Annotated in this window: 14 protein-coding genes and 1 pseudogene; 8 read left to right on the top strand and 7 right to left on the bottom strand. The window is 57.0% G+C overall.

Annotated features, from left to right (window positions below):
- Window positions 1-7: 7 nt before the first annotated feature.
- On the bottom strand, window positions 8-1,507 hold the full coding sequence (locus tag L248_RS04415; protein ID WP_022528887.1) for a hypothetical protein: 1,500 nt from the start codon (window positions 1,505-1,507) through the stop codon (window positions 8-10).
- Window positions 1,508-1,707: 200 nt separating this feature from the next.
- Between L248_RS04415 and L248_RS04410 the strand changes: the two are divergent.
- Window positions 1,708-1,986 (top strand): annotated as a pseudogene (locus L248_RS04410) (DNA alkylation repair protein); the annotation flags it as partial.
- A 37-nt stretch (window positions 1,987-2,023) separates the two neighbouring features.
- Here L248_RS04410 and L248_RS04405 read toward each other — a convergent pair.
- Complete coding sequence (locus L248_RS04405) at window positions 2,024-4,708, bottom strand: alpha-L-rhamnosidase (RefSeq protein ID WP_022528885.1); 2,685 nt, start codon at window positions 4,706-4,708, stop codon at window positions 2,024-2,026.
- Between the two features lie 124 nt (window positions 4,709-4,832).
- Between L248_RS04405 and L248_RS04400 the strand changes: the two genes are divergently transcribed.
- Window positions 4,833-5,921: a helix-turn-helix transcriptional regulator gene (locus tag L248_RS04400; RefSeq protein WP_022528884.1), complete on the top strand. Its 1,089-nt coding sequence runs from the start codon at window positions 4,833-4,835 to the stop codon at window positions 5,919-5,921.
- Window positions 5,922-6,001: 80 nt separating this feature from the next.
- Here the strand turns inward: L248_RS04400 and L248_RS15580 are convergent, their stop codons facing one another.
- The gene (locus L248_RS15580) at window positions 6,002-6,298 is read right to left on the bottom strand and encodes a type II toxin-antitoxin system YafQ family toxin (protein ID WP_081701212.1); all 297 of its coding nucleotides are present in this window, start codon (window positions 6,296-6,298) and stop codon (window positions 6,002-6,004) included.
- Entirely contained in the window at window positions 6,291-6,560 is a 270-nt protein-coding gene (locus tag L248_RS04395; RefSeq protein WP_040534905.1) for a type II toxin-antitoxin system RelB/DinJ family antitoxin, read from the bottom strand. Before L248_RS04395 ends, L248_RS15580 begins: the two co-directional genes overlap by 8 nt.
- A 268-nt stretch (window positions 6,561-6,828) precedes the next feature.
- On the opposite strand from L248_RS04395, the gene L248_RS04390 reads away from it, so the two are divergent.
- Together L248_RS04390 and L248_RS04385 are read left to right on the top strand one after the other, a co-directional pair.
- Window positions 6,829-7,779, top strand: coding sequence for a quinone oxidoreductase family protein (locus L248_RS04390; protein ID WP_022528881.1), 951 nt, complete (start codon window positions 6,829-6,831; stop codon window positions 7,777-7,779).
- 49 nt (window positions 7,780-7,828) lie between these two features.
- Window positions 7,829-8,170, top strand: a complete 342-nt coding sequence (locus L248_RS04385; protein ID WP_022528880.1) for an MmcQ/YjbR family DNA-binding protein — start codon at window positions 7,829-7,831, stop codon at window positions 8,168-8,170.
- A gap of 70 nt (window positions 8,171-8,240) precedes the next feature.
- Here the strand turns inward: L248_RS04385 and L248_RS04380 are convergent, their stop codons facing one another.
- Both L248_RS04380 and L248_RS04375 read right to left on the bottom strand, forming a co-directional pair.
- Window positions 8,241-8,672 (bottom strand): RrF2 family transcriptional regulator, encoded by a 432-nt coding sequence (locus L248_RS04380; protein WP_022528879.1) that lies wholly within the window; start codon window positions 8,670-8,672, stop codon window positions 8,241-8,243.
- Between the two features lie 60 nt (window positions 8,673-8,732).
- Window positions 8,733-10,094 (bottom strand): MFS transporter, encoded by a 1,362-nt coding sequence (locus L248_RS04375; RefSeq protein ID WP_245585275.1) that lies wholly within the window; start codon window positions 10,092-10,094, stop codon window positions 8,733-8,735.
- Window positions 10,095-10,493: 399 nt separating this feature from the next.
- Between L248_RS04375 and L248_RS15070 the strand changes: the two genes are divergently transcribed.
- Window positions 10,494-11,090 (top strand): helix-turn-helix domain-containing protein, encoded by a 597-nt coding sequence (locus tag L248_RS15070; RefSeq protein ID WP_022528877.1) that lies wholly within the window; start codon window positions 10,494-10,496, stop codon window positions 11,088-11,090.
- Between the two features lie 131 nt (window positions 11,091-11,221).
- On the opposite strand, the gene L248_RS04365 is transcribed toward L248_RS15070, so the two are convergent.
- Window positions 11,222-11,614: a MerR family transcriptional regulator gene (locus L248_RS04365; RefSeq protein WP_425423441.1), complete on the bottom strand. Its 393-nt coding sequence runs from the start codon at window positions 11,612-11,614 to the stop codon at window positions 11,222-11,224.
- A gap of 132 nt (window positions 11,615-11,746) precedes the next feature.
- Here L248_RS04365 and L248_RS15785 point away from each other — a divergent pair, with 132 nt between their 5' ends.
- From L248_RS15785 to L248_RS04350, 3 genes are all read left to right on the top strand, one after another.
- Window positions 11,747-12,502, top strand: a complete 756-nt coding sequence (locus L248_RS15785; protein ID WP_022528875.1) for an SDR family oxidoreductase — start codon at window positions 11,747-11,749, stop codon at window positions 12,500-12,502.
- 24 nt (window positions 12,503-12,526) lie between these two features.
- The gene (locus L248_RS15780) at window positions 12,527-13,393 is read left to right on the top strand and encodes an aldo/keto reductase (RefSeq protein ID WP_022528874.1); all 867 of its coding nucleotides are present in this window, start codon (window positions 12,527-12,529) and stop codon (window positions 13,391-13,393) included.
- A gap of 290 nt (window positions 13,394-13,683) precedes the next feature.
- On the top strand, window positions 13,684-14,364 hold the full coding sequence (locus L248_RS04350; protein ID WP_022528873.1) for a response regulator transcription factor: 681 nt from the start codon (window positions 13,684-13,686) through the stop codon (window positions 14,362-14,364).
- Window positions 14,365-14,367 lie beyond the last annotated feature (3 nt).

Genomic DNA, 14,367 nt, shown 5'->3' with positions numbered 1-14,367 from the left:
TCTTCCCTTACTCAGAAAACGAAAACGTGAAGCCGCTGGGCAGTTCGGCGACATACGTTTCGCCGGCGACGTGTAAGCGGACCGGCCTGCTGGCGGAAATCTTGCCCGCTTGACTGATGGGCCGGCCAAACGGCGCAAACCCCGTCACGACCGGGTAGTAAGTCGCCGCGTACAGCTTGACCACCTCGTCCCGAGCCTGCACGGTGCGGAAAGTGAGGTCATGGGCCACGGCGCCATGGGTCGCGTCCGTCATGACCAAGTGGGTAAACTCAGCGATGGCTTGGTGCTGCTGGCGTTCGTCCGGGGCATCATCGACGATGGGCGGATTGTCGGCGGCCGTCGCCACCTTGCGGGTGGTGGGCTGGACAGCATACCGCACCGGTCCCATCGTGGTCGCATCCAGCAAATCGGCCGGGTCTTCTACCGTGCGGTCCTGGGGCAAATGGGGAGGCAGCGCCTGGGGGATCTGGACCGTCTGATAATGCGTCAGCAGATCATCCAACCGGCGGGACAGCGCCTTGATATCGATGGTCTGAGTGCGGGCGTGCTCAAACTCCCGGCTGAGCATGCCGATAACATTCTGGATGGTCTGGAACACTAGGTAAATCGAATCCAAGCTGCTGTCGATGGCCGACGTACTGGGATTCATGCTCAACGCCAGCCGCTCCAACTGCGCCGCCACGTAAGTCCGGGTGCGCTGGAAGCGGAGCACCAGAACATCTTGCTGGTCCGTGGCCCGGGCAGCGTCCAGGTCGTCGCTGCCCTGCTGGGAATGGGCGACCTGGTCGATGAACGCGGCATCCCCGGCCAAGTGCTGGATCCGAGCGCCCTCGTCCAGCATCTTGTTATAGGCGGGAATGGCTTTTTCCCGCAGCATTGCCTGCAGGTGAGCGGCCGCCTGGCTGCCGTGGTTGAAGGCAATGTCATTGGCCAGTTCATCCAGGTCGTCTTCCAGCTTGTGCATGCCCTTCATCACATCGTCGTACGCCGTCAGCATATTCTGGAAGTTGTTATACAACTTGGTATCCGTCCCCGACCGCACCGGCTGGCTCAGTGTCCGCACCAGCGCGACGTACTCGTCGATCCGGTTCGTATTCGCCGTGATCGTACTTTCTGCATCCACGACCCGCTGCATCATCTTCCGGTACTCGATACCGCTGCTGGTAATACGGTAGACGTAGGAGAGAGAAATGTGATAGCGGCCGCTGGTCATCAGTGACCGCACCTTGCGCGGGCTGACCTCCACGAGCCCGGCCTGATTGGCGAGGACCGCGAGGACTTTCTTCAAGACATCATTCGAAATGGGCTGCTCGTCGCCGGCGGTGTCCAAGTAATCGTTGTTGTACTTCCGCGCCAGGTAATCCAGGGTGATCGGTTCGCCGCTGGTCCCGGCGTCGTGGTAAAGAATCGTGAGCGCGGTCCAGCCGGCCAGCGGGTGGTTGGGATTGAGCCCCAGCTGGCTGGCCAGGAGAAGATTGCGCAGGTGCGGGTCGAGGGTGATGGCCATGGGCGGGAGCTCCTTTCTGTCAGAAATACTGCTAAAGCTAGTATAAACAATTCACGAGCAAGGCCCAACCTTCCAGAACCATCCCTGATCATCACGCAACAAAAAAGCCCGCCATCACGGTGCTGAACGCGATGAGCGGGCATAAGAAAACAGGTGACGGCAGCTGATAAATAGAAGCTTAGGACCGTGAGCGGGGCTTCTTCTACCAGCACCCGGATTTCTGGATGCGCCGGGTGGCGATCACTTTGCAGTTGTTGCAGAAAGACCGTGTGGATACCTGCCTGCTGACCCAAGCTATCGTGTACGACGTTGCTACCGACGAATTTTTCATTCAAAAAGCCATCGGCTGGGCGCTGCGCGACTACAGCAAATATAACCCTGCCTGGGTGGCCGCCTTTATCGCTGACCATCGCCTTTCGCCTCTGGCGGTGAAAGAGGGCAGCAAATTTCTCGTTATTTCTCACCCCCAGAAAGGATAACCCTCGCCATGCCAACGGTCTGTAATCAGCTTTCTGACTATTGCACGGGATAGCTAAACGTATACGTTCCAGATCCCACCGTAAAGCCCAATGCCCCGGCTGGTACCGCATAAGCCTCCGCATCCGCCGGCACTGGTTCAGTGAACGGCACTCCGAACGAATCGACTGACCGGCCATGCAGCGTGCCATCAGTGAACTGCGCCTGTCCGGCTGTGGCGGCCTGGACCATTTCTTCCTCGCCCGCGCCCTGCGGTAACACCACCTGCGCGGTCGTATTTGCCGGGACGGTCACAGTCAGCGAAAATGTGCCCGCAGCGGATAATGTCCACTCAGACCCGAGCAGGCCAAAAGCCGTCGCAATGCTGGCCCGGACGTGGTGCAGGCGCCGCTGGGGATCGGGTTGCGGAGCGATGACCGACCATTGATACCCCGGCCGCTGGGCGCGGATCCCGGCGACCGTCTCGTACAGCCACTGGCCGATCGACCCATAGGCATAATGGTTGAACGAATTCATATCGCTGCTCCAGAAGCTGCCGTCCGGCTTGATGCCGTCCCAGTGCTCCCACATGGTCGTCGCCCCCTGCTTCACTTCGTACAGCCAGGAGGGGTAATCATCTTGGAACAGCAGGTCATAAGCGGTTTCGGTTTGGCCGTTGGCAGAAAGGACCGGGCACAGATACGGCGCACCGGCAAAGCCGGTGTCCAGGTGATGGCCGTTAGCCCGAATCAAGTCGGCCAGGTGCCGAGCAACGGCGGGCCGCTCAGCCGCCGGAACCAGGCCGCACTGCAGGAGCAGGACGTTGGCGGTCTGGGTATCTTTTTTCGGGACGATGCCGTTGAGGTACGTCTGCTGAATCGCTTTTCTAATCGTATCGTCCAGCTGGGTATAGTCCTGAGCCGCCGGGACATCGCCCAGCAGTCTGGCGGTCTGCGCCACAACGGCGGTGGACCAGGCGAAAAACGCCGTCGCCACGAAGTTCTGATCGGTGGCGCCGTGGTAACTGCCCGCGGGCGTGTCTAGGGCCAGCCAGTCGCCCAGCTGGGCGCCGGTATCGTAAAGACCGGCCACTGTACCCTGCCGGCGAACATAATCCACCCAGGCTCGCATGCTGGCGTACTGCTCCTGGAGGATCTGCAAGTCGCCGTATGTGCAGTACAACGCCCACGGGATCAAGACGGCCGCGTCGCCCCACACGCCGCTGGTCCCGTTGAAGCCGCCCCGGAGGATGTCCGGGATGACCACCGGCAGCGCCCCGTCCTGGGCCTGCTGACTAGGGAGGAAGTCCCGCAGCCAGCGGCGGATGAAGAATTGCGTATCCGCATTGAAATTCGCCGTCGGCATGAAGACTTGCGCGTCGGCAGTCCAGCCCGCCCGCTCGTCGCGCTGAGGGCAGTCGGTGGGAATCTCCACGAAGTTGCCCCGCTGACTCCAGGTAATATTGCTTTGGAGCTGGTTAACAGCCGGCTGATCGGTCGTGAAGGTGCCCGTTTGCCGGTGCAGACTGCTGATGGCGATACCGGTGAAGTCCGCCGCGGTCACCGCGTCCGTGAAGCCTGTCAGCCGGACATACCGGAAGCCATGGTACGTGAAGCGCGGCTGATACGTCTGCCCGTCATTCGGCGCGAGCCGGTACGTGTCTTGAGCGTCTGCACCGCGCAGATTCTCCCGGAAGAAATTCCCCGCTTGGTCCAGCACCTCCCCGTAGGTCAGCGTGACGACCCCCGGGGCAGCCACGTGACGGTTGCGGAACGCCACCCAGCCGGCGATGTTCTGACCCAAGTCGAGCACGAGGTCGCCGGCGGGATCACGGAATAGGCGCCGAGGCGTGATTTTTTCCACCACCCGGACGCTGGGGCCCTCCTGCGGGACTAGCACCGCCCGGCTGTGGGGGAACAGCAGCATGTGTCCGACCTGCTGCTTCTGAACACGGGCGTCGTATGCCTCGCCGTTATAAAAGTCCGCGTATTGCCGCGGACCCACCCACTCGGTCCAGCTGTCATCCGTGGCCACGACCACCCGGCCATTGATTTCGAGCTGCCCAATGAGGGCGTTGGTGTCGCCGAACAGCCCCCGCGCGCCCCACCAGCCATAGAGGCCTGAATACCAGCCCGCAGTCACCTCAATAGTCAGGACATTAGTCCCTTGGCACAGCAGATCCGTCACGTCGCCACTTTGGTACTGCACGCGCTGGTCATAGTCGGTGAAGCCCGGACGGAAGTAGTCTGCCCCGACATCACGGCCATTGAGCTGGGCATGATAGAGACCCAGGGCAGAAAGGCGCAGGATTGCTCGTCCGGCCAGCGGTTCCGTAAGCGTGAATGTCTTTTGGGCGATGAACGGCCGGCGCTGACCCTTGGGCCCGCCCACCGCCGTCACTTCCGGTCGAATCCACGCGGCCTGCCACGCGGTGCGCGGGTCGGCCCACGATACCGGAGCAGACCAATCAGTGCTGCCCTGATTCGTTTGTACCCGCACCCGGGCATAATACCGTGTGGCCGGTTGAAGCTGCGCCGCCGGCAGACGAATCGCCAGAGATTGACTGGTATGCCGCGTGGTCTGCCACAGTACCTGACGGCATTCCGGGTCAGCCGCCAAAACGAGCGTATAGTCTGTTTGGTATAGTGTGTTCACCCCGCCGACCAGCTGCCATGAAAACTGGGGCTGGGCCGTAAAGAGAAAGTCCGTCGTGTCGTTGATGCGGATAATGGCTTTAATTGTCATACATTAGACCCCTTAATATACATTTACGTCCAGTGTATCTGGCCACTTACCAGATTACACTGGCAGGGTCATTGGTTTTATATGACCAGTGCCGTAAACTGAGCATAGAAAGGGGGAGCGGGTCATGAACCGCACGCAGCTTGTCACCCAACTGTTGCACGATACACCGGCCGAAAAGGTCTACCGCACACTGTATCAGCATCTGCCCTATACGCCGGGGCCGGCCTTCCCGCTGGTCCGCTCGTGGAATGAATTTGTTTCGGCGTATACCAAAAAAGCCGGCACTGGGGAGGCGGTCCCTAAACAACCGCCCACTCCCATTGCCGCGCACTTCTCGGAAGCAGAATTCTTCCCGGCCACCGGTACGAGCCAGTCGGAGATCATCGCCTTCAAACATCTTCGGTATACGCCGGCATTCATTCACAGCATGCAATTCGTGAAGCTGGCCTACATCCTCGCAGGGCACTGCCTATTTTATTTGAACGGCCAGACCCGAACGATCCACCAAGGCAGTTTACTGATCATCGGCCCCAACATCGACCAGGCCTTCTTTGTGAATGATGCCCAGACGATCGTCATCAATATCATTATGCGCCGCAGCACCTTCGAAGCGGCTTTCTCCCCGCTGCTCATGGCCAGCAATACCATTTCTGACTTCTTCTGGCAGATGCTGTACGGCCAGCACTTTTCTGACATCCTCCTCTTCCCCGCCACGGCGGACGTGGAGATTCAGGATGCCGTCCTGCACTTGTACGACGAAACCCAGGCGGACCCACCCCGCGCCGGTCGGGCCATCATCATGAATAGTTATGTCCTGCTGCTGTTCGGCCAGCTGGTGCGCCGCCATCTTGACGCGGTGGCGGTACTGACGGGCAGCCAACGTCAGCAAAAACTGCCGGCCATCTTGCAGTACATTCATGCCCATCAGGCAGACATCAAGCTGCCCGCGGTCGCGGCCCGCTTCAACTTGAGTGACGGCTATCTGAGCCGGTACATCAAAGAGGCGACCGGGGTGTCGTTCTCGGCCCTGCTCCAGCAGTTGCGGTTGCGGGAAGCCGCCCAATTATTGGCCACCACCAGACTCAGCATCGAGGCCATCGTCGCCCAGGTCGGTTATGGGGACGTCAGTCATTTTTATCGAATTTTTCGAGCAAGGTACGGGGTGACGCCGGGGCAGTATCGGGTGGTGCATAAGGGCACGCAGATGCGGTGAAACAACGTAGTGCCAGCGATAAAAAAGGGCTTCATTTGAACCTGCCCGTTTTTTTGCTTTTAATATTTTTGCCAAAGTTGTCACTTACCCAATAGTGCCTTGTGACTTCCCGTACGAACAAGACTAAGCAGGTTTTGTAATATTCGGTAGATCAACAACCAATCCCCACTTGGTCCATCAACGTGCAATTCTCGATGTTCTTTCCAACTGCTATCAGACGATAATGGGTGGTCACTGTATCGGACGGCCAATTCTTTTTCGTTACCACCGGCTGCTAAAAGATCAACAACACGCTCGAGTTTCTCCAGTGAATAGTGCTTTTTTTGGAGCTTCTTCACATCACGTCGAAATGTCGGCGTAGGGTCCAACTCATACATTCATGTCCTCCCACATATCCTTTGGCGTCTTGTAGTGCTTTCGCGTTTCCGGGTGGTCCGTTTCCTCCAATGCGCGCAACGTCTCGATGGGTAAACTGGTTGGCGTAAAAGGCAGCTCGTGAGACTTAACCATTTTCGTAATAAACATCGTCACCGCCGTGGTTAAATCGAATCCCATATTTTTCGCCACTTCTTGTCCCGCTTTTTTTAATTCAGGATCAATGCGAATGCTCAATCGTGTATCTTTCTTTTTTGTGTCCATCTCGGCACCTCCATCTAAATAATACAGTGTTTTGATGCCAATGGCAACCCACGGGGGATACAATGGCATATGCTAATGGATAGCTTCTTGGTTTTTTCAGGGTGAAAGGTGTCAATAATTAGGACCGAATTTGCTGACCATTGTACCGATATCTACTGCGTACTAATCTGCTGGACGCCCCCGCACCAGGCCATTATCAGTATTCTGATTTTCACTCCAAGCCATCTCCCAGTAACATGGGCATCAATCAATTAAGGAGATGAGCTCCATGCTTTCAGAAACAGAAACAACCAACAATACCATGCGGGCCGTTGTCCAAACCTCGTACAACGGCATCCAGGACCTCCAGATACAAACAGTCGCTAAGCCCCATCTGACCCCGCTCTCGGTGATGATCCAAACCAAGTTCACGCCCGTTCTGCCCTATGACCGCATGACGGAAGAGGGCCGTTTACAGCAATTGCGGCCCACGCGCCTGCCCTTAGTGGTCGGTTACGGCTTCGGCGGCATCGTTACCGCCGTCGGGGCTCTGCGTTCCCGCCAGCTGCTGGGGCAGGCCGTCATCGGGGCCGCTCCCGCCGGCAGCCACCAGGAATACATCAACTCCCAATGGCCGCCCCTGCTCTTTCCCGTCCCGGCCGGGGTGGATCTGGCTGCCGCCACGACTTTGATTGGCGGTGCCGATGCCGCCTTGATGGCGGTGAGACAGACGCGGCCCACCGCCCGGGACGTGGTCTTAATCACGGGGGCGTCCGGCGGCGTCGGCACCTATCTCGTTCAGCTGCTTAAGCAACGCGGGGCAACAGTGGTGGCACTGGCCCGTCCAGAAAATAGAGAGTGGCTGCTGACTCTGGGCGCCGATGTTGTATTGGATTACACTCAAGATCTGCCCGCCGCATTGGCGACCGCACCAACGCCCACGCAAGTGATCGACACTGTCGGCAGTGCCGCGCTATTGGATCAGATCAGCCGGACTGCTGGGCCGTTGACCATTTTTTCTCTTTCGCTACCCGCTTACCAACCGACAAAAACCGCGCAAGCCTTCCGCTTCGGTAATGGCAGTGTTGGCTTACATGATTACCAGGACTTGCTGGCGATGCTGGCCAATGGGACACTCACCAGTATGATCCAGACCGTGCTGCCCTTCCAACAAGTTCGCGAAGCACAGGCGCTGGGGAAGACGCATCACACCCATGGCCGGATTCTGTTGTCTTATTAAAACGAAAAAGCCGCCAAGTTGTAGACAAGGAGAGAGACCCAAATTGAACATGACCATCGCTCAACTGGTCAGCACCATCAGTCAGGGGCAAGCAATAACCACCGACCAGCCATTCAACCGGCCAGGAAATCACAACCGCATTATTTTCACTGCGGTCCGCCATGCGGCCAGCAAGAAAATATTTGCTTTAATCTATCACCAGGATGGCCGCCTCTACATGGATCTGAAAGCAGACCCCGCCGTGGCCGCAGAACTGAGCGACGCCTTACCGTATATCACCGCCGGCCGGCACTTCGACAAACAGCACTGGCTCACCGTGGATGTGAATGCCGTGGCTGCGCCAACCGAACTCATCAAGCTGGCCGCAGCCAGTTATCAGCTAACCGCGTGACCGACCTTCTGGAACGAAAAAAAGCATCACGTTCCGCAAAGTTAAGCGGTTCGTGATGTTTTTCTTCTGCTCAGATCCTGTCCAAGTCGGCAATGCTGGTTTTTTTGAAAACTTGCAGCATGGCTGTCTCTGCTTGTCCCAAGACAGCAGTCCCCGCTTGCAGCCAACGGTCGATTTTGGCCTGATTAACGAACGCCTGCCGGTTAATGTCCGTGTGCACCTGAAAAATCGGGGCGGTGCCTTCAATGGCGACGAACACATCGTAGACGGAGATCGCCTCGGGCGCCCGCGCCAGGCGCAACCCGCCGTTGATACCCGTTTTTGAGTCCAGAATACCCGTCTTTTTAAGCACGCCGGAGATTTTCTTGATACTCGGCACCGGAATATTCAGCATTTCAGAAATCTTCTGGATCCCCAGATAGTCGTAGTGTTCCGCGTTGGCCTTGGCATTCACATAGCCGACGATCTCCAGCGCTTGGGAGAAAGCAACGGAAAAAGCCATGACTCAGCCTCCTCATGATTGATTACGTCTATTTGATTATGCCAAAGATACCAATAGCGGTCAATGCCTTTCTGCCGGAAGGATCAGGACCAACACCATGACGAGGCCAATCAATGTGAAAGCCGACCCGAGCCACATGGCTTGACTGAAGACGGCGGTGATTGTCGTCAACCGGGCGGTGGTCATGGCGAACAGAGCTAATCCGACCGCTCCGCCGAACTGTCGCGCCGTGTTATAAACGCCGGAGGCCGCCCCGGACACCGCCGGTCGAATCCGCGCCAAGCCCGCTGTCGCCAATGTGGCAAAGGCCAGCGCAAAGCCAACCGCAAAGCCCAGCGTCCCCAGTAATAAGAGCCAATAATTGGCGTACTGGGCGACCAGGCCCATTTCTGCAAATGACGCAATCACCAGGGCAAAACCCAGCAGCATCACCCGGGCGTTGGACCAGCGCTGGACCAGCTTGCCGGCTCGGACGGCGACGATGAACAGCAGGACCGCCATGGGCACCATCCCCAGCGCGGTCAGGAACGGATTATAGCCCAGCGCCTTCTGCATGAATTGCGGCGTGTAGAACCAGAAGCCGATGGCCGCCGCGGAGAACAGCAACGAACTCAGGTAAGATGCCATTCGTTCCTTATCCGCAAAGATCTCCAGCGGCATCGTCGGGTGGGCGACGCGGGCTTGGCTGGCGATGAAGGCGGCCCACAATCCTAGAGAGACCAGTAATGTGGGGATTGGCCAGGGACTGCCGTCCAAACCGTAAGAAATGGACGTCATCGCCAAAATGGATAGAATCGTGCCTAGCCAGTCGATGCGGCCGGCTTGCTGGCGCGCGGCGGGGAGTACCCGGGCAGCCACCACAACCATGACCAGGGCAATCGGCCCATTCACGTAGAAACCGACCCGCCAGGAGGCAAAGGTGGCGAAGAACCCGCCGATCACCAAGCCGACTGCGGCGCCGGCACCAATGACGGAAGCATAATAGCCAATCACCCGCTGGCGGTCAGCACCGGTGAAGGTGTCGGTGAGCAGTGCTAAACAGTTAGGGGCGAGAATAGCGGCACCAACGCCTTGGACTGCCCGGAAGCTGATCATCAAGGCAGCGTTTGTCGCCGCCCCGACCACGAGGCTGCCGATTCCAAAAATGACCAGGCTGCTGATAAACAAAGGCTTGCGGCCATAGATGTCGCCGAGCTTACCCCCGACAAGCATGAAGCCGGCATAGGTCAAGGCGTAGGCCACCTGAACCCACGACAGCGCGCCGGCATTGAGTTGCAGTTGCGCCGCCATTTTGACGGTGCCGGTATAGACGATCGACGTATCCAAAACGCCGAGAAAGGCGCCAATCAGCGTTAGGGCGAGAATGATGGTGCGTACCCGGGTCGTTGCCGCTGCCTCGCTACCGTGTGGGGCGGATGTCATAGCAGCGATAGGTGCTTTGTCTGGTTCTTTTTCCATGAGTGTTGCCTCTTTTCTACTTGATGTGTTTAGTATATTCCTTATATACTAATACGGCAACAAAAAAATCTGTCACTTAGCGCTGACTAACATAGAGCGACCGCCAGGAAAGCCCCCCTCGTAATTATTTCCCGGGAAATGACACGATTCTTCTTCCGCTCCAGCCACAAAAAAATACGACCACAGGCAATTCACGTGTCCATTAAGCAGCTTAGGTTTACGATATGGTCAGGCACCACAGCACTTTCTCCTTGGTCAGAAATCCTGTCCTTCCCAATCTGAAGAAATGACAGATTGCCGCGCTTTAAACCAGCTATCCAAAACCGTCATAATTGTCGCAGCGAGAAATACGGAGGCGTCGGTATGGACATCGGCAATCAAATCAAAAGAAGACGAAAAGCCCTGGGCCTCACGCAGGAGCAGCTTGCTGCCCAGTTGAATGTGAGTCGTTCCGCAGTTTCTAACTGGGAAGCGGGAAGAAACTACCCCGACTTGCTCACGGTGATTGCTTTATCTGACGCGCTGGATCTCTCGCTAGATAATTTACTCAAGGGAGATAACAACATGATTCAAAAGGTAAAGCGTGACGCAAAGACCAAGCACATCAAAACCGCCGTTATTGCAGGGCTGTGCCTGCTCGTCTTGCTACTATGCGGGCTCTTCGTCCAAGGGGAGAATCAGCCGCATGATATTGCCGGGCAAGACGTCAAAGCGGTGACAATTACCGACGGCACTTTGCATATCGCCTTACCGGTGTACCGGAGCATTAGCTCGTGGATGGTGAACAACAGCTTTACCAGCACCAATACGATCCAACTGAGCATGGACTCAAGACCGGATTTGTCTTTCAAGCACCGACAGAAGATGGATTTGACCCTCCAGCCGTCCCTCAGTAATGGTAAATACCTCCAGATTCTCAACCACGATGGGAAAGTTACCAAAACAATCAAGCTGCAATAAACGACAGCACGGCCATTGATCATGTTTAATACTGCCGTGATCCGGCCGCATCTCGGCACTAATACCAATACCAGCCATCCACTCCGGATGGCTATTTTTCTCCCCACAGATTATTCGCCGCAGCTCACCGATTACGCCTCTTGCCGGACATTCCCCGGTGCTTTCTTCCCCGCCTTCACATACTTCTCCGTCCCGTCAGCAACCGCCTGTCCGTAATACCGCTGCTTGAACTCCACGGTATCCAGCGTCCGCTGCAGCGCCGCCATCTGGTCCAGCACCGTGGCGTGCAGCTGATTGAAGAATGCCAACCGCGTTGCCAGCGTCTTGTCGCCCTCAACGTTCCACGCCATGAACTGGCGGATGTCCTTGATCGACATTCCAGCCGTCTTCAAACACTCGATCATCTGCAAGGCCGCCAGGTTGTCATCACTGAAGCAGCGCACCCCCGCCTCGTTCTTCGCCAGCCCGGGGATCAACCCCTCCTTGTCGTAATACCGAATCGTTGGTACAGAAAGCTGCGTCATCGTGGCAATTTCACCAATAGAATAAGCACTCAATCAAAAGACCTCCAAATAATTTCTGAACTTTTCTTGACCTAAAGTGTGCTTTAGGGGGTAGGCTAACCTTAGCACGTATTTCAGAAAGAAGGAAACTCCATGGCTATCAAAGATAAAGTCGTCATCATTACCGGCGCCTCCTCCGGCATCGGAGAAGCCACAGCGAAGCGCCTCGCCAGTGAGGGGGCCAAGGTTATTCTCGGGGCCCGCCGAGCGGACCGGCTGCAAGCCATCGTTGATGATATTGGCGATAATGCCACTTATCGGGTGACCGACGTCACCAAGAAAGATGATGTCCAAGCGCTCATCGACTTCACCGTCAACCAGTATGGCCGCATCGACGTCCTCTTCAATAACGCCGGTATCATGCCGCGCGAGAAACTCGCCGACGCCAAGTATGTCAACTGGGAGAAGGAACTCCAAGTGAACATCATGGGGGTTCTCTACGGCATTGGCGCCGCCCTGCCTATCATGCAGAAGCAGAACGACGGCTTGATCATCACCACTGATTCCGTCGCCGGCCACGTGGTCTATCCCGTTTCTGCCGTCTACAACGGCACCAAGTACGCAGTTCGGGCAATCATGGAAGGTCTGCGGCAAGAGGAACGGCTCCACGGGATCCGCTCCACCATCATCTCCCCCGGGGCCGTAGCTACCGAGCTGCAGCAGACCGTGGATAACCCGGCATTGGAGGAAGAAATGGCCAAGGAAGCGGCGAACAGCACGGCCGAACAGCGGCGGATGAACGTCCTCGACCCGGAAGACATCGCTAACGCCGTGGCATTCGTGGTGGACCAGCCCAAGCACGTCGCCATTTCGGACATGCTCATTCGGCCCACGGAACAGGAAGTCTAAGAAAGAAAACGGAGGCAGAATTCAATGTTGAATGAAACTTATACCCTAGCAAACGGGGTCAAAATCCCCAAGATCGGCTTCGGTACGTGGCTGATCGACGACAACGCCAAGGCGGCCGAAGCGGTCCGCCAGGCAATCAAGGTCGGCTATCGCCATATCGATACCGCTGAAGCCTACGGTAACGAGCAAGGTGTGGGCGAAGGAGTGCGCACAAGCGGCATTCCCCGTCACGACATCTTCGTGACGACCAAGCTGGCCGCCGAAATCAAGGATCATGACGCGGCTGTGAAGGCCATCGACGAGTCGCTGCGAAAGCTGAACCTGGACTACATCGACATGATGATCATCCACGCCCCCCGGCCGTGGGCCCAATATGACGAAAATAACCGGTACTTTGAGGGCAACCTGGCGGCCTGGCAGGCATTAGAAGAGGCGTACCAAGCCGGCAAGCTGCGGGCCATCGGGGTATCGAACTTTGACCAGACGGACCTGACGAATATCCTGGACCACGCGACGACAGCGCCGATGGTGGACCAAGTCCTGGCCCACATTACCCAGACCCCGTTCAAGACGATTGCCTTCGCCCAGCAGCACCATATTCTAGTTGAAGCCTATTCGCCGTTCGGCCACGGCGAGATGTTCAAGAACCCAGCCATCAAGGCCATGGCCGACAAGTACCAGGTCAGCATCGCCCAGCTGGGTATTCGCTACCTGCTGCACCTGGGCCTGCTGCCGCTGCCGAAGACAGAAAACCCGGACCACATGGCCAGCAATGCGGATGTTGATTTCGTCATTAGTACCGCCGATATGGACCAGCTGAAAGCCATGCCCCGCATGGCCGACTATGGTCAGTCGGACAAGTTCCCGGTTTACCAAGATATCCTGGATTAAGCAGTGCCAAAAGGCCGCGCTGATGCTGGCATGAAGCCAGTGTCGGCGCGGTCTTTTCAAATCCTTTGGCTGATCAATCTTCGTTGTGAAGATCCGCCAGCAAATCACTCAGATTCCGTTTAAGTCACCGGTATCCACCGGCAGGCCTAAACGGCTTTTTTGCCTGGTGCCGATTGTGCAATCATGTATACTAGCGGTGAGGCGGGTTCAGAATGGCAGATAATTTCTTCAGTGAAATAACTTAGCCACGACTTAACCGCCCATCCACTGGCGAGAAAGGTGTGTGCCACGTGAAACAAATTCTGCTCATCGATGACAATCCCGATATCGGCGCCATGCTCGACACGGTCCTAGGGGACGACTATGCCCTCACCAAGGCCTATTCCGGTACAGAAGGCCTCCTTCAAACCCAGCAGCGGCCATTCGATTTGATCCTGCTGGACCGTATGCTGCCGGGGAAGAATGGCGAAGAGGTCTTGAAAGAATTGCGCCAAACGCTGACGATCCCCATTATTATGTTAACAGCGCTGAGCGATAAGGCGGATGTCGCCCGTTTGCTGCTGGCCGGGGCCACTGATTACATCACCAAGCCGTTCAATATTCAGGAGCTGAAAGCCCGCATCGTGGTGGCGTTGCGTCAAAGTACCAGTCCCGCAACGGCGGCCGGCACGCCGCCGACGTATTCGTTTGGGCCTTTCTCTCTGACTGCCAAAGATTACGCCCTCCATGGTCGCGGCCAGACTGTTTCTCTGAAGAAGAAGGAATTCGATATTCTCCAGCTGCTGTTCCAGCATCCTGGCCAGGTCTTCAGCAAAGAGGCCCTCTATACCCAAGTCTGGCACGAAGCGTACTACGGCGACGAAAATACGGTCAACGTGCACCTGGCGGCCCTGCGCAAGAAGCTGCGCCAACTCGATCCCGACCAGGAGCACATCGCCACGGTCTGGGGTATCGGCGTGAAGCTGGTTTAGGCG

The sequence above is a fragment of the Schleiferilactobacillus shenzhenensis LY-73 genome, assembly GCF_000469325.1.
In the GTDB taxonomy this organism is placed as follows: domain Bacteria; phylum Bacillota; class Bacilli; order Lactobacillales; family Lactobacillaceae; genus Schleiferilactobacillus; species Schleiferilactobacillus shenzhenensis.
Note: the sequence above shows the minus strand (reverse complement) of the source record. Positions and strands in the feature narration are given on the sequence as shown.